We start from the raw sequence: 14,328 nt of genomic DNA on the forward strand, positions 1-14,328 counted from the left end.
TCCTGTGGGCACTGCTGCGCGACGGGAGAGAATTCACCCTCGACACACCCGTCCCGACGGCAGTCGCGGCTTGACACGATCATTGAGAGTCCTTCTGCGTCGGGGCTCCTGCCTCCAGGATAGATGAACGCCACAATAGCCCGCGTTTGCAATTAAACCGCGTCTGCAATTATTGTTTACGCCTGTAACGCTCAGACGCAATATCACGTGGAGGCTCGTGCTCATGCCGCTCGCACTACTGGCCCTGACACTCGGGGCCTTCGGAATCGGCACCACCGAATTCGTCGTCGTCGGGCTGCTGCCCGACATCGCCGACACCTACACCGTGTCGATCCCCACCGCGGGCCTGCTGGTCACCGGGTATGCGCTCGGCGTGCTGGTCGGCGCGCCGATCATGACCGGGTTCGGCACCCGGGTCTCCCGCAAGCGCATGCTGCTCATCAGCCTGTTGCTGCTGGTCGTGGGCAACGTATTGTCTGCGCTCGCACTGACTTTCGGCTTCATGCTGACCGGACGCATCGTCGCCTCGCTCGCGCACGGCGCCTTCTTCGGCATCGGATCGGTGGTCGCCGGAAATCTGGTCGGCCCGGATCGCAAGGCCGGTGCGATCGCCATGATGTTCACCGGACTGACCGTCGCGACAATCCTCGGCGTGCCGCTGGGCACCCTGCTCGGCCAGCAGTTCGGTTGGCGGCTCACCTTCCTGCTCGTCGCATTGGTCGGCCTGGCGGGTCTCGTCGGCGTCGCCGCGCTGGTGCCCGAACAGCCCGCACCCCGCGACGCGCGCCTGCGGCACGAACTCGCCGTCCTCACCAACCCGCAGGTGCTGCTCGCGATGGCCATGACAGTGCTCGGCTTCGGCGGCGTCTTCGCGGCGATCACCTACCTCGCGCCGATGATGACCGAGGTCACCGGCTATGCGGAGAGTTCTGTCACCTGGCTGCTCGTCCTGTTCGGCATCGGCTTCTTCCTCGGCAATCTGATCGGCGGCAAATTCGCCGATCGGCATCTGATGCCGATGCTCTACACCACCCTCAGCGGCCTCGCGCTGGTGCTCGCACTGTTCACCCTCACCGCGCACAACAAGGTCGCGGCCGCAATCACGGTCGTCCTCATCGGCGCCCTCGGCTTCGCGACCGTTCCGCCGCTGCAGAAACGTGTCCTCGACCAGGCAGGTAGCGCACCGACGCTGGCCTCGGCCCTCAATATCGGCGCATTCAACCTCGGCAACGCGATCTCCGCGTGGCTCGGCGGGGTCGTCATCGCCGCGGGATACGGGTACACCTCACCCAACTGGGTCGGGGTCGTCCTGGTCGTGAGCGCGCTCGGCCTGGCAGTCCTGTCGGGCAATCTCGAACGTCGCGGTGCCGAAACATCAAGCGAGCCAACCGAATCCCTGGCAACGGCCGGGCACCCCTCCCATACCCGGCTGCGGTCCTGAATCGGCGCCGGGTCCGAGGGGTCCGCCGCGATCGGCTGCATCCAGGTCGCGAATCGCTCACCATCGAGTCCGGAGCCATCAGGGCCCGCGCAAGAATTTGCACCCAAGCTGTCGCTCACTGGATATGCGCCATCCTGCGAGAGCAGTACTGCGCGCCGAGGCATCGTCGGAGTCCGAGCGCGGCCATCCCCCGCTGGATCGCCGTCGCTCCCGGCGTTTGCACTGAGGGACGCTTGCGTTGCGGCGCTCGGCGAGCGAACCGGTTCGGGCGCTATTCGACGGTGACGGACTTGGCCAGGTTGCGCGGCTTGTCAATGTCGTACCCACGAGCTTGCGCCACTTCGGCTGCGAAAATCTGCAGCGGGACAGTCGACAGCAGCGGCTGGAAAAGCGTTGGCGCCGACGGGATCTCGATGAGATCGTCGGCGAACGGGCGCACCGTGTCGTCGCCCTCCTCGGCGATCACGATGGTGCGGGCGCCGCGGGCCTGGATCTCACGGATATTGCTGAGCAGCTTCGAGTGCAGTACCGCGCGCCCCTTGGGCGAGGGCATGACGACGATCACCGGCAGCCCCTCCTCGATCAGCGCGATCGGGCCGTGCTTGAGCTCACCCGCCGCGAATCCCTCGGCGTGCATGTACGCGAGTTCCTTGAGCTTGAGCGCACCCTCCAGCGCCACCGGATAGCCGACGTGGCGGCCGAGGAACAGCACGGTCGGCACATGCGCCAGTTCCCTGGCGATCGCGCGCACCTGCGGCGCGGTCTCCAGTACCTGCTGCACCAGGTGCGGCATGGCCTCGAGTTCGGCGAACTCGCGGGCCACCTCATCCGGATACTTGGTGCCGCGCGCCTGCGCCAGGGCCAGTCCGACCAGATAGTTCGCGGCCACCTGCGCCAGAAACGCCTTGGTGGACGCGACGCCGATCTCCGGTCCGGTCCTGGTGTAGAGCACCGCATCGGACTCGCGCGGAATCTGTGCGCCATTGGTATTGCAGATGGCGAGCACGCGCGCCTTCTGCTCCTTCGCGTGCCGCACCGCCTCGAGGGTGTCGGCGGTCTCACCCGACTGCGAGATCGCCACCACCAGCGTGGACCGGTCCAAAACCGGGTCGCGATAACGGAATTCGCTGGCCAGCTCGACCTCGACGGGCAGCCGGGTCCAGTGCTCGATCGCGTACTTGGCCAACAGTCCGGCGTGATAGGAACTGCCGCAGGCGACGACGAACACCTTGTCGAAGTCGCGCAGTTCCTGATCGGCGAGGCGCTGCTCGTCCAGCACGATCCGGCCACCGGCCTCGTCGTGAGTGAAGTGGCCGATCAGCGTGTCGGCGACACCGGCGGGCTGTTCCTCGATCTCCTTCAGCATGAAGAAGTCGTGCCCGCCCTTTTCGGCGGCGGCCAGATCCCAGTCGATGGTGAACGGGCGAGTACGCGCCGATCCGTCATTGCCCGCGAAGTCGGTGACCGTGTAGGTGTCGGCGGTGATCACGACGGCCTGGTCCTGGCCGAGTTCGACGGCCTCGCGGGTGTGCTCGATGAATGCGGTGACATCGGAGGCGATGAACATCTCGCCCTTGCCGACACCGACGACCAGCGGCGTCGAGCGGCGCGCGGCGACAATGACGTCCGGGTGGTCGGCATGGGTGAAGACCAGCGTGAACGCACCCTCCAACCGGCGCAGCACGGCCAGCGCGCTCGCCGCGAAATCACCCGCGGTGGGGCCTTCGGCGTACGCGCGCGCCACCAGGTGCACGGCGACCTCGGTGTCGGTGTCACTGCTCAGTTCGACGCCGGCGTCTTCGAGCTCCCGGCGCAGCGGGGCGAAGTTCTCGAGGATGCCGTTGTGCACCACGGCCACCTTGTTGGTGATGTCGCGGTGCGGATGGGCGTTGCGGTCGGTCGGCGCGCCGTGGGTGGCCCAGCGGGTGTGTCCCATGCCGGTGGTGCCCGCGAAGCGGTCGGCCCCCACTTCGGCGAGTTCGGCCTCGAGATTGGCCAGTTTGCCCGCCTTGCGTTCCACCGCCAACACGCCCGTGCCATCCAGGATCGCGACGCCCGCGGAGTCGTATCCTCGATATTCCATGCGGCGCAACGCGTCAACGACAACGCCGAGAGCGTCCCGGTACCCGACGTACCCCACGATTCCGCACATGGCTCACCAGAGTACTTATCGGATAACGTTCACGTCGTGTCGGCGTCTGTGAAATCACTCCTGAGCACCCTGACCAGCCGGGGGCCCCACCGCGTACTGCGCGGCAATCTCGCCATCGCCGGTCAGCCCGGCGTGGTGTTCACCCCGGAGTCCGGACTGAATCTACCCGCGGTCGCCTTCGGCCACGGCTGGCTGACCGGCGCCGCCAACTATCGCGCCACGCTCGAACACCTGGCGTCCTGGGGTTTTGTGGCCGCGGCCCCGGATACCGAGCGCGGGCCGATTCCGTCACACCTCGGATTGGCCACCGATCTGCTCACCACGCTCGATATCTGCACCAGCGTCCGGCTCGGCGACGGTGCGATCAGCGTGCATCCGGACCGGCTGGCACTGGCCGGGCACGGCATGGGCGCGGGCGCCGCGGTGATCGCCGCCGGACAGCGTCGCGTCGCCGCGGTTGCCGCCCTGTACCCGGCGCCGACCGCGCCGACCGCCGAGACCATCGCTCCGGATATCGACACGCCCGCGTTGGTGTTGGCGGGGGCGACCGATATCGAATCGGTCAGCTCGAATGCGATCCCGCTGACCGCCGCGTGGGCCGGGCCGGTGGTGCTGCGGACGGTCGACGGGGCGTCGCACAACGGCATTGTCGAAGGGCGCCGCGCGTTGGCGGCGTTGGGGGTAGGCAAGCACGAAGCCAAGACCGCGCGGACGACGCGGGCGCTGCTCACCGGGTTTCTTCTGCACAAACTGTTGCGCGATAAGACATACGCGGCGTTTTCCGATCCGGAAGCGGTAATCCCGCACGCCACGGTTGTCGATCCGGAAGCGCCGCGCGAAGAGGAGAAGCCGAAGCTCTCGGTCATGCAACTCGCGCAGTTGTTGCGCAAGTGATCATGGCCGGAGGCCGTCGAGCGCGAGTTCGATGAACCGCCGCCAATCGCCGAATCCGTCGCGGCTGATCGTGGCGACCGCGCCGACGATCATATAGAGGTCGGCGACGGTCGCATCCGCGCGAATACTGCCGTCGCCTCGCCCCCTGGCCAGCAGTTCCGCACCGAGTTCGGCCAGGTCGTCGCGTACCGTACCGCGCGGTTCGGTGTCGCCGAGCATCGATTCGATGGTGCCGGACAGTGCACGCCCCTGCTCATGCACTTCGGCGACATGGCTGAGGAAACCGGCCAGCGCCTGCCGCGTATCCGGATTGGGCAGGCTGGTGCGGCGCACATGCTCGAGGATCCCGGCGAAACGCTGCTCGGCGGCCGCCTCGATCAGGGCGCGGCGGGTCGGGAAATGGCGGTAGATGGTGCCGACCCCGACCCCGGCCGCGCGTGCCACATCGGCCATCTGCACGTCGTCACCACGTTCGGCGAACAATGCCGTCGCGGTTGCGAGGACCTGGTCGCGATTGCGGGCGGCGTCGGTGCGGAGTTTGCGGGTGTTCGGGTCGGTCATCTATCTCCCTGTCTGCCGGTCGTAGGTTAGACCCGGATCGGTGCGCGGGTGCGCTCGACGACGACCGCGACCGCCAAGGCGATCAGCATCACCAAGGCGATGAACAGTTGCGGGTCCATGCCGATGACTCTGGTGGCGTCGGCGGCGTGCTCCGGATCCTGGGCCGCGGTACCGGGGAAGAGCAGCGCGCCGAACATGGCCAGCCAGGTGACCGATCCGAGTGCGGCAGCCAGGAAGAACTGGGCGCGCAGGTGCCCCGTTCGCTGCCATAGGACCACCAGCCCGATCGCGCCGATGAGTGTGCCCATTCCGATGTATTGGGCGTCGTGGAATTTGGCATGCGGGGGCCAGGCCGCGTTGTGCAGGTGCAGGTCGGCGATGTCGGGGATGACCAGGTCGGCGAGGAGGGGGCCGATGAGGGTGTTGAGGAGGACGGCGCCGACGAGGATTCGCGGGAGGGTCCAGTGGGTGGTCATGGGGTCCTATCGGTCAGTTGATGGAACCGGAATCCGATTCCGATTTAACGGTAGGACCATGGGCCGCGGACTGTCAACGGGCCGTTGACATTCCGGGTAGTTCGGGCCGTGGACGACCAGTGGGAACTCGGTTGTGGGGCGCTTGCACGGTGGTCGACTGCTCGGTACGGTCGACCCAGCTGAATAGGGGGCGGGGAGCCGGTCCGGCCCTGTTCGATGTCATCGACATCCGGCGACCGGGGAGGACCACATGGTCGGCAGGGGGAAGCTTGTGGCTCAGCCGTCTACGACGAGTGCGGGGCCGTCGTTGGCTGCAGATGCGCCGAGCGGTTATGACCCAGGTAAAGACATCCCGCAAAGCGTGCTGGATTCGGACAAGCTGCCGAAGACTCGCGTGTCCGATGATGATACGAGCGCGGGGGTTAAATGGCGTGGTTGCGCCTTTGTTCGGCCGAGCAGCTACAGGGTGAGCATCCGCACCACCAACCTGACCATTGACGCGACTCGCGGCCGAAACTTCCCGGAGCCCACCGAATTCACCATCCATGGCAGGCGAACGATCTCGACCCGCCAATTCGACGGCGCCTACATCAAAGCAGCAAGGGCTTGGAGGAGAACCCTGCCGCAGCAGGCCCCGGCGACACCGAAGATCTTCTCCTGGCCAGGTCTGTAGGGAAGGGGCGATTCAATGTCAGGCAATGAGCCCACGAGAATCCCCCCGCACGGGGAGAACGTATTCCATTGGGAACGTACAGAAATCGAGGAAGCGTTCAAGCCGCTGGATCCGAAGAATGCCCACGGTGCGGCCATGACCTACTCCAACGTGGCCACCCAATGGGACCAAGGGCTAGAAACATTCGCCCGATCCGTTCAGGGCTCGATCGCCGAAGCATGGGAAGGCTCGGCCGCAGATAAAGCCAAGGACGCGATCAACCGCTACGTCACCAGCGCCCACGAGCTGACTCCATTGATCACCCAGATGTCGAACGACATGGAAGCCGCCGCCGACGGAGTCCGCAACGTCGCCAACGGAATTCCGGAAGCCAACCACCACTCCTGGACCGCGAACGTCTGGCCGCCCCGCGCCCACGAAGAAGAGAACACCAAGAACGAGGCGACCGCCGGCGCCCGCAACGCCATGCTCACCAACTACGTGAACAAATTCGCCGAGTTCGACGGACGAGTTCCCGTGCTGCCCACCGCACTCGACCCGACCAGTCCACTGGACATCTCCGGGCCGATCAAATCCGGCGGCAACGAACCGGGATCGTCCGGTCCCGGCGGGACCTCCGGAGGACCGACGGGCGGCACCTCGACTGGCGGCGAGACCAAGGATGGGACCGAATCCGAGGGCAAGTCTCCAGAGGAGACCACGTCCACGGACACCAACCCGACAGATGCCAGCTCGAGCTCGACGAACCCGAGCACCACGGCGTCGACGACACCGACTACGACGACACCGAGCACCACAACCGCGACAACGCCGAGCACCGCGACAACCCCGAGTTCCACCCCGACCGGCACGGGTTCGCCGGGCTCGCCAGGCAGTTCCACCTCGACGTCGCCGAGTCCCGGCCGCACCGTATCCGGCACGCCCAGCACAACTACGACCAATCCCGCTGCGGCAGCGGCCACTACATCCACCTCGACCGGACGCAGCGGTATGGGCATGGGCGGTATGGGTGCCGGCGCGGGCCGCGGCAAGTCCGATGAGGACAGCACCCACCAGATACCGGACTACCTCATCAACGCCGCCAATACCGAAGAACTACTCGGCGAGATCGCGCGCACCCTCCCCGGCGGCGTGATCGGCGAAGATCCGGAATCCCCGCCCCCGCCGGCCCGCACCTGACCGCCGCACAACACCCTCCGGCCGCGCTCGACGCAGGCCGGGATCGTCCATGCGGGCCAACGCCACCCACCCGTGGCCGAAACCTGTTGGCCAGAAACGCAAACGGACGCACCGCACCCGTCACGAACCACCCGCACGATCGATTGGAATCTCCAGATGGCTGAATGGACTTGGGAGCCGGACGATTTCGCCGCACTGTGGTTCAGCCCCGCGAACGACCGCTTCCCCAATCCACTCCGCTTCACCAGCCGCTTCGCCTACCGTGACAACTTCGACACGCACCGGGCCACCATGCGTGAGCGCTACTCCTCCGACGAACTAGAGGAGATCCACCTCGCCCTGCACACCCTCACCGCCTCGACCATCCGCATCCAGATCTTCGGCGGCACAACCCAACACAAGAACCCGGCAGGCGGCGTCCGCGTCTACCGAATCGTCGGCGCCCGTACCGACCACCACGCCATGTCACTGGCCCAAGCCACTTTTGGCGAAACCAATGGCCCCATCCGCTGCCGCCTGTTCCCCGTAGACCACCTCCCCGCCCAACTAACCAGCTCCCTGCCTCCCTGCACTCCTGGTGCCAACCCACCCGACACCTTCCACCCCGACGACATCTACGGCCGCCCCAACAGCCACCTCGAAAGCGTCACCCGCAACTCTCCTCGCGAGCGCTACCAACGCCTCCTCAACCGCCCCGCCGATGGCGGCGGCTCCGCCCTCCTGCACACCGGCCCCGCAAACAAACTCACCACCCCCCTGACCACCATCCAATGGCACGACATAACCAACGACGGCCGCTACACCGAACACCGCTCCCAGCACATAACCGTCCGCCCCACCACCCCCACCGCCCTGACCACCCACTTCACCACCTGGATCGACCAAACAACCCAACGCCTCCGACGAGCCGAAGAAGACCGCTGGTAGACCCAGCAATCCTCAGATCAGCCAGCTCTTACGGCGGTAGTACTCGGACTCAGGGTCGTCATCCTCGTCGATCGGTGTGACGACATTGTGAGCTTTGCGGGCTGCGATCGACCGTGCGATCGCCTCGCGCTGCTCCCATGCCTCGGCGGCGAGGCGTTCCTGCTCGGCACGAGCCTCGGTCTCGCGACGTTCTCGCTCGTCCGCCTCCGCCTGCGCCTTCTCCAACTCCTCAGCGTGTTCTTCCCAGAACGTGCGCATTTCTTCGTTCATTTGTTCAACGAAGTCGCGTCCCCGCTCTGCGCTTCGCTGCTCGATCTCCACCAGTTCCTCGCGCAGCATCCGAGACTGGCGGTCGTGCTCTTCGAATATCCGCTCGATCTCTTCCGAGTAGTTCGTCATCCTGCACCTCCACTAATCGCATCCACTTGCTAGAGCGGGCCGGCCTCAGCGAGTTGCGCCCCACTATCGAAAGGTTGCTCGGGTTTCTCTTCCTCGGTGCCGGTAAGCGCCGGGTCCGGCGTGTGCTCGCCGTCCTCTTCTCGCTTGGTGCCCGTTCCGGGAGGCACGCCGGAGGTTGTGCCCGGACTTCCGGTGCCCTCCTCCTGCTGCGAGTTGTCAGAGGAGGAAGCGCCCCCCGGGTCTTCGCCTTCCTTCTTGACCTCGGCGTCCGAGATAACCGGTGCACCGTTCTCGTCCAGCTTCATGCTGTACTCATGAGACTTTCCGTCGGCATCGGTCGAGACGAGTTTCAACTGTCCGTCCTGGCCCATCTCGAACTTCAAATGCTTTCCGGCCAAATCGAACTCGGCACCCGATTTACTGTTGTCATCCGGCTTGCCGTCGCCATCCTTGTCTTCAGTACTCGTCGGGTCGAGCATCTTTTCGATCTCCTGCACCGCATTATCGATCCCGTCTTTGATCGAAGTGCCCAGAGAGGTGAGTCCTTGACCAACGGTCTGACCGAGTGAAGTCAATTGCGATGCCGCAGAGGTAAGGGAGGACAGCCCGGACAGGAGATTGCTCGCCGTAGTGGTAGCGGTGGGCATCGTTGCCGTGGTTGCAGTCGTCGGCGTCGAGGTATTCGTGCTCGGGGTCGTCCCGGGGCCGGGGGTCGACGAAGCCGTGGTGGAGTTGTTGTTGGTGGGATTGTTGTTGTTCGAAGGCGTCTTGTCCGTGGTGGTCCCTTGCGGGCGTGGATAAGGATTGCTGTCCAAATCCTCCATGGCCTTGACCAGCAACGGATACGCCTCTTTAATCGCCGTATCGGTCGAGTTGCACTTGTCCACGAAGTTGGTCAGCGTGTCCTCGAACTTCTTCTTGAAAACATCATCGAGCCACTTGCGGCTGACCTTCTTTGTCGATTCCTTATCGAGGCCCAACACTCCGGCTGCGGCCGAAGTGCCGGCACCGACGGTAACGACACCAACCGCGGCAACAATACCCCAATCCTTCCACGAAAAATCCGACCAGCCGGTATTGGCGCCTTTGATTATCTCGTCGATATCCGAGGGCGACTTGCCGTCGACCTTTACTTCGCCAGAACTGCTTGCCAGTTCATGGACGTGATCCGCCTTCGATTGAACCGCCGATCGCAACTTCGGCACTACGGTTGTAATCGCATCGAGCGCAGCCCTAGCCTTACTTCGGTCCTCCTTGGCCATCGCGAGCTGCTGCCCGAACATATGCTTCGCGGCAGCAGCCGCCTGCCCCTGCCATATCGTGTCCAACTTCTGCGACAGTGCATACTGCGTATCCCACTGGGTATCAACCTCATTGAGCGATGAACGGAGAGCAGTAGCCGTATTGGCCAACTTTTCCAGGTTCATGCCGCGCTGTTCGTCATACCTGGCGTAGATTTGATTCAGGGTCAGACTCGGATCATGCCCGAACGCTTTCTTATAACGTTCGATCAACTGAGCAAAGAACTGCAGTCCTGACGACCCCGTATCGAGAATTGCATCGGCATTCTTACCGTTGAGGTCGGGCGACGTGGTATCCGCCATGCTATGACTCCTTCGAACCCGCCAGCTCCTGCATATGACTAAGCATTTTTGGTCTTGTCCGCATTCTCTTTGTCGGTATCGGAATAGACGATGCTGGCCGCACCAGCGGTATCACCGATGGCCGCACCGGCCGATCCCCAGGCTTTCAGCCATTTCACGACATTTTCCAACCCGCTATGGATTGCTTTCCCCTGGGTCCCGTAGTTACGCCCGGCATCCCCGTCACCGAACATATTGTCGGACACCCGCTTGGCGCTGTTCGTCACCACCGCCGCCGACAGCTGCAAGTCGCTGCCGAACTGACCGAGTTCCCCGGTCTTGACGCCCAACATCTGGCTCGAATCGGTCATCGGTAAGGCCCCTCCAGTCCTGTCGTCCGATCGTGCGGCGGCGATCCAGCTCGCGCCGAGTACTTGCCTTACTTCCTTCGACGCGTACGGGCGGGATCCGGTTCCATCGGATCGATCGGCCCAGGTCGTATGCGCAGAAATCTACTGGGTGGGTCTATCGGCTATAACCAACCGTCGACGCGTCGCAGAAGAACCGGTCGTCGGGTATGGCCGACACGGGATTCGTTCCGCAGGTTCCAATGATCCGCACGTGCGCCGCGCGGATCATTGCAGCCTGCGGCCGGGTGGACCCACGAAGGATCTGGTTGTGGGGGCCGTTGTCGCACAGTGTAATTGGATTTCGCACAACGGACGAACGTGTAGAGACGAAGTCGACAACGAGTCAGTCGATGCGATGAGGACGGCCCGACCCCGAGAACAGGGCCGGGCCGACAAACCAGAGGTTAGTGCCCGATCTTCCCCTGATCGGTCCGCACCCACTCCGAAGTCCCGTCCGGATGCCGATGGAACTCCCATGCGGAGTAATCGCCGTCCTTCTCGACCACGGTGACCTGGTCGGCGATGCCGTCGTGGTCCCAGTCGGTCCACACCTGCATGGCCTCGGGGCCGGTGGTGGTGATGGTGTCGAGGGTGCCATCGCCGTCGATGTCCTGGGCCGGGTGGTGCAGTTCGACTTCACCGAGGCCGTCCAGGGAGGAGGATGCGTCGATGCCGGGTAGATCCATGCCCGGGAATTCACCTGAGGTGATCATGACTCCTCCTGGTCGGGACTCGCGTGGGTGACACGGCGGTCGATCGGTGGGTACCGGTCCATAGTGTCATCCGTGAGTCCCGAACGCAGCTCCCCGCCCTAATTGTTGGGGACAATCACTTTTTCGGAATGATCAGCCACAGCACCAGATACACGACGAACTGCGGGCCCGGGAGCAAGCAGGACAGGACGAACAGCAACCGGACAACGTTGGCGTTCCAGCCGAAGTATTCGGCGATGCCACCGCAGACGCCGGCGATCCACTTGTCGCGGGTGGAGCGGGTGAGTCGGCGGGTGGGCGCGGGGGCGGTCATTGTGTTCCCTCTCTGGTGATGTTCGGTACGACATCAACTCTGCCGGGGAAAACAGCGCTGCACATCGGTCGCATGACCTATCCCGACCCTGATTTCCGCAGGCCGCGGACTCAGGGTGCAACCCCGAGCACCGACCAGACCCCGCGGTGCCGGTGCGGCACGGACACGGCAGACTCATGCTGGTGAGCACCACTCTGCACGCGCGCGGACTCTCCGCGGGCCACGGCGAACGCACCCTGTTCGACGATCTCGATTTCACCCTCGCGCCGGGTGATGTGATCGGTTTGGTCGGCATGAACGGTGCGGGCAAGTCGACGCTACTGCGCATGCTCGCGAACCGATCGACACCCACCGGCAGCATCACGCTGTCCCCGCCCGACGCCACCGTCGGGTATTTGGCGCAGGAGCCCGAGCGGATCCCCGGGGAGACGGTGCTCGAATTCCTCGTCCGCCGAACAGGTGTCGCCGAAGCACAGCGCATCATGGATGCCGCGGCAGAGCGCTTGGCCGACGGCGGTGCGGACGAATATTCGCCGGCCCTGGAGCGCTGGCTCGCACTCGGCGGCGCCGATCTGGACCAGCGGGCCGAGGAGGTCGCGGCGGATCTCGGTCTCGCGGAAAGCCTGCCGAACGGCCTCGACACCGTGATGACCGGCCTCTCCGGCGGCCAGGCGGCCCGCGCCGGACTCGCTTCGGTTCTGTTGTCCCGCTTCGACATTCTGCTGCTCGACGAGCCGACGAACGATCTGGATCTCGACGGTCTCGCCCGGCTGGAACAGTTCGTGACCGGCGTGCGGGTACCGCTTATGGTGATCAGTCACGACCGAGAGTTCTTGGCGCGCACCGTGAATCGCATTGTCGAACTCGATCTCGCGCAGCAGCAGGTGGGGATCTACGACGGCGGCTACGAGGCGTATCTGATGGAGCGTGAGATCACCCGCCAGCACGCGCGCGAGGCCTACGAGGAGTACGCCGACACCAAGGCCGGGCTCGAAGCCCGCGCCCAAATGCAGCGCAACTGGCTCGAACACGGCGTTCGCAATGCTCGCCGAAAGGCCCGCGACCCCAAGAAGGTCGATTCCGACAAGGCGGGCCGCAAGATGCGCGCCGAATCCACCGAGAAGCAGGCCGCCAAGGCCCGCCAGACCCAACGGCGCATCGAGCGTCTGGATGTGGTCGACGAGCCGCGCAAGGAGTGGGAACTGCGCATGTCCATCGCGGCGGCGCCGCGCAGCGGCTCGGTGGTCGCCACTTTGTCGAATGCCACTCTCACCCGAGGGGATTTCGAGCTCGGCCCGATTATCACTCAGGTCGACTGGGCCGACCGCATCGTGCTGACCGGCGCCAATGGTTCGGGTAAGTCCACACTCCTGGCACTGCTACTCGGAAAAATCCAGCCGGACAACGGAACTGCCACACTGGGCTCCGGCGTCGAAATCGGCGAGGTCGACCAGGCGCGCGGGCTCTTCAGCGGAAGTGCCGCCCTCGCAGAAACTTTCAGCGCCGAAATGCCCGACTGGCCCGACGCCGAGGTCCGCACCCTACTGGCGAAATTCGGCCTGCGCGGCTCACATGTCCTGCGGTCCTGCGAAACCCTCTCTCCCGGCGAGCGCACCCGCGCTGCACTCGCCCTGCTCCAAGCTCGCGGCGTCAACCTGCTGGTCCTCGACGAACCGACCAACCACCTCGACCTACCCGCCATCGAACAACTCGAGCAGGCCATCGAATCCTTCGAAGGCACAATGCTTCTGGTCACCCACGACCGCCGCATGCTCGACTCGGTCACCGCGACCCGCCGCTGGCATATGAACAACGGCCACCTCACCGAAAGCTAGGTGATTTCTGCGGCTGATCGGGTCGGGTTGCTCGCCCGGCGAACTGTGGGTGCCGCTTGCTTCATCGACGCGCAACCGGGGATGGCGTGGGCCCAGGGTCGGGGCGGGATCGTCCCGTGCAGTGCCGTCGGGTGGCGAAGGGCGATTTGGGGTGGCAGGCGGCCATGGGGATCAGTTCGGCGGCTTGGGTGTAGCCGCGGCGTCTGTGGTGGCGTTGGAGTTCGGCGGTGAGGGCTGTGTGGGAGATGCCCAGGTGCAGTGCGGATTCCAGGGTGGCCAGGGCTTCGGGGCGGGGGGCGGTGCGGGCTAAGTCGATTGCGGTTCGGGTGGGGTTGGTGGCGACTACGCCGTGGATCAGTTCCAGTTCGGCCTTGTCGACGTGGTCACGATGGACGATCAGGCGGCGGGAGCGTGAATCCTGAATGCCGAGTACGTGGGTGGGTTGGCTGTGCGGTATCGGGAAACCGTGCAGTTCGGCGGCGGTGTGATAGGCGGCGGTCAGGGTTGGCACTCCCATGGATAGTCGGGCCGCTTCGACGCGGAGTTGGGCGGAGGGTGGGGTGGTTGCTTCGCGGAAGACGCCGCGGAAGACTCGGACCCATTCGCCTCGGTCGAGTAGCGTTCGCAGCTCCGCGCGGGTGTACTCGCATAGCACCTGCCATGAGGTGAATACCCCGAATTGCTTGTCCCGTACTTCTTCCAGGCCTGGTCGCATACGCCAACTATCGGCGAAACCGAACCTCGCCCTCGGTGCCCGACCAGCGCGAACAGA

Annotated in this window: 15 protein-coding genes; 6 read left to right on the forward strand and 9 right to left on the reverse strand. The window is 64.9% G+C overall.

The features are described 5' to 3' along the window. The first annotated feature begins 223 nt into the window (after positions 1–223). The gene (locus ACZ60G_RS33895; RefSeq protein WP_465815338.1) at positions 224–1,441 is read left to right on the forward strand and encodes an MFS transporter; all 1,218 of its coding nucleotides are present in this window, start codon (positions 224–226) and stop codon (positions 1,439–1,441) included. Between the two features lie 271 nt (positions 1,442–1,712). Here the strand turns inward: ACZ60G_RS33895 and glmS are convergent, their stop codons facing one another. Further along, entirely contained in the window at positions 1,713–3,593 is a 1,881-nt protein-coding gene (glmS, locus tag ACZ60G_RS33900; protein WP_465815339.1) for a glutamine--fructose-6-phosphate transaminase (isomerizing), read from the reverse strand. A gap of 36 nt (positions 3,594–3,629) precedes the next feature. Here glmS and ACZ60G_RS33905 point away from each other — a divergent pair, with 36 nt between their 5' ends. Then, complete coding sequence (locus ACZ60G_RS33905; RefSeq protein WP_465815340.1) at positions 3,630–4,487, forward strand: dienelactone hydrolase family protein; 858 nt, start codon at positions 3,630–3,632, stop codon at positions 4,485–4,487. On the opposite strand, the gene ACZ60G_RS33910 is transcribed toward ACZ60G_RS33905, so the two are convergent. Continuing rightward, complete coding sequence (locus tag ACZ60G_RS33910) at positions 4,488–5,048, reverse strand: TetR/AcrR family transcriptional regulator (protein WP_465815341.1); 561 nt, start codon at positions 5,046–5,048, stop codon at positions 4,488–4,490. A 26-nt stretch (positions 5,049–5,074) separates the two neighbouring features. Further along, complete coding sequence (locus ACZ60G_RS33915; RefSeq protein WP_465815342.1) at positions 5,075–5,524, reverse strand: DUF6640 family protein; 450 nt, start codon at positions 5,522–5,524, stop codon at positions 5,075–5,077. Positions 5,525–5,831: 307 nt separating this feature from the next. Between ACZ60G_RS33915 and ACZ60G_RS33920 the strand changes: the two genes are divergently transcribed. The 3 genes from ACZ60G_RS33920 to ACZ60G_RS33930 all read left to right on the forward strand — a co-directional run bounded on the left by ACZ60G_RS33920 (position 5,832) and on the right by ACZ60G_RS33930 (position 8,303). Next, complete coding sequence (locus ACZ60G_RS33920; protein WP_465815343.1) at positions 5,832–6,197, forward strand: DUF3558 domain-containing protein; 366 nt, start codon at positions 5,832–5,834, stop codon at positions 6,195–6,197. Between the two features lie 15 nt (positions 6,198–6,212). Then, a complete protein-coding gene (locus ACZ60G_RS33925) occupies positions 6,213–7,376 on the forward strand; it encodes a WXG100 family type VII secretion target (RefSeq protein WP_465815344.1) in 1,164 nt (387 codons plus the stop codon). Between the two features lie 156 nt (positions 7,377–7,532). After that, the gene (locus ACZ60G_RS33930; protein WP_465815345.1) at positions 7,533–8,303 is read left to right on the forward strand and encodes an ESX secretion-associated protein EspG; all 771 of its coding nucleotides are present in this window, start codon (positions 7,533–7,535) and stop codon (positions 8,301–8,303) included. A gap of 12 nt (positions 8,304–8,315) precedes the next feature. Here ACZ60G_RS33930 and ACZ60G_RS33935 read toward each other — a convergent pair whose 3' ends face one another. The 5 genes from ACZ60G_RS33935 to ACZ60G_RS33955 all read right to left on the reverse strand — a co-directional run bounded on the left by ACZ60G_RS33935 (position 8,316) and on the right by ACZ60G_RS33955 (position 11,721). Next, positions 8,316–8,702, reverse strand: a complete 387-nt coding sequence (locus tag ACZ60G_RS33935) for a hypothetical protein (protein ID WP_465815346.1) — start codon at positions 8,700–8,702, stop codon at positions 8,316–8,318. A gap of 29 nt (positions 8,703–8,731) precedes the next feature. Then, positions 8,732–10,306 carry a hypothetical protein gene (locus ACZ60G_RS33940; RefSeq protein WP_465815347.1) on the reverse strand — a complete coding sequence of 525 codons (1,575 nt, stop codon included), beginning with the start codon at positions 10,304–10,306 and terminating at the stop codon, positions 8,732–8,734. A gap of 38 nt (positions 10,307–10,344) precedes the next feature. Then, a complete protein-coding gene (locus ACZ60G_RS33945) occupies positions 10,345–10,656 on the reverse strand; it encodes a hypothetical protein (RefSeq protein WP_465815348.1) in 312 nt (103 codons plus the stop codon). Between the two features lie 443 nt (positions 10,657–11,099). Then, positions 11,100–11,408, reverse strand: a complete 309-nt coding sequence (locus ACZ60G_RS33950; protein WP_465815349.1) for a DUF6802 family protein — start codon at positions 11,406–11,408, stop codon at positions 11,100–11,102. A gap of 115 nt (positions 11,409–11,523) precedes the next feature. Continuing rightward, positions 11,524–11,721, reverse strand: coding sequence for a PspC domain-containing protein (locus ACZ60G_RS33955; protein ID WP_465815350.1), 198 nt, complete (start codon positions 11,719–11,721; stop codon positions 11,524–11,526). Positions 11,722–11,897: 176 nt separating this feature from the next. On the opposite strand from ACZ60G_RS33955, the gene ACZ60G_RS33960 reads away from it, so the two are divergent. Then, positions 11,898–13,556 (forward strand): ABC-F family ATP-binding cassette domain-containing protein, encoded by a 1,659-nt coding sequence (locus ACZ60G_RS33960; protein ID WP_465815351.1) that lies wholly within the window; start codon positions 11,898–11,900, stop codon positions 13,554–13,556. A gap of 61 nt (positions 13,557–13,617) precedes the next feature. Here the strand turns inward: ACZ60G_RS33960 and ACZ60G_RS33965 are convergent, their stop codons facing one another. After that, positions 13,618–14,271, reverse strand: coding sequence for a hypothetical protein (locus ACZ60G_RS33965; RefSeq protein WP_465815352.1), 654 nt, complete (start codon positions 14,269–14,271; stop codon positions 13,618–13,620). Positions 14,272–14,328: the final 57 nt, after the last annotated feature.

The organism is Nocardia sp. NPDC102475 (assembly GCF_055584605.1).

Coding starts and splice junctions, on each gene's coding strand:
- ACZ60G_RS33925 (WP_465815344.1), top strand. CDS start 6,213: ATGTCAGGCAATGAGCCCACGAGAATCCCCCCGCACGGGGAGAACGTA.
- ACZ60G_RS33965 (WP_465815352.1), bottom strand. CDS start 14,271: ATGCGACCAGGCCTGGAAGAAGTACGGGACAAGCAATTCGGGGTATTC.
- ACZ60G_RS33935 (WP_465815346.1), bottom strand. CDS start 8,702: ATGACGAACTACTCGGAAGAGATCGAGCGGATATTCGAAGAGCACGAC.
- ACZ60G_RS33955 (WP_465815350.1), bottom strand. CDS start 11,721: ATGACCGCCCCCGCGCCCACCCGCCGACTCACCCGCTCCACCCGCGAC.
- ACZ60G_RS33945 (WP_465815348.1), bottom strand. CDS start 10,656: ATGACCGATTCGAGCCAGATGTTGGGCGTCAAGACCGGGGAACTCGGT.
- ACZ60G_RS33910 (WP_465815341.1), bottom strand. CDS start 5,048: ATGACCGACCCGAACACCCGCAAACTCCGCACCGACGCCGCCCGCAAT.
- ACZ60G_RS33895 (WP_465815338.1), top strand. CDS start 224: ATGCCGCTCGCACTACTGGCCCTGACACTCGGGGCCTTCGGAATCGGC.
- ACZ60G_RS33915 (WP_465815342.1), bottom strand. CDS start 5,524: ATGACCACCCACTGGACCCTCCCGCGAATCCTCGTCGGCGCCGTCCTC.
- ACZ60G_RS33950 (WP_465815349.1), bottom strand. CDS start 11,408: ATGATCACCTCAGGTGAATTCCCGGGCATGGATCTACCCGGCATCGAC.
- ACZ60G_RS33940 (WP_465815347.1), bottom strand. CDS start 10,306: ATGGCGGATACCACGTCGCCCGACCTCAACGGTAAGAATGCCGATGCA.
- ACZ60G_RS33960 (WP_465815351.1), top strand. CDS start 11,898: ATGCTGGTGAGCACCACTCTGCACGCGCGCGGACTCTCCGCGGGCCAC.
- ACZ60G_RS33930 (WP_465815345.1), top strand. CDS start 7,533: ATGGCTGAATGGACTTGGGAGCCGGACGATTTCGCCGCACTGTGGTTC.
- glmS (WP_465815339.1), bottom strand. CDS start 3,593: ATGTGCGGAATCGTGGGGTACGTCGGGTACCGGGACGCTCTCGGCGTT.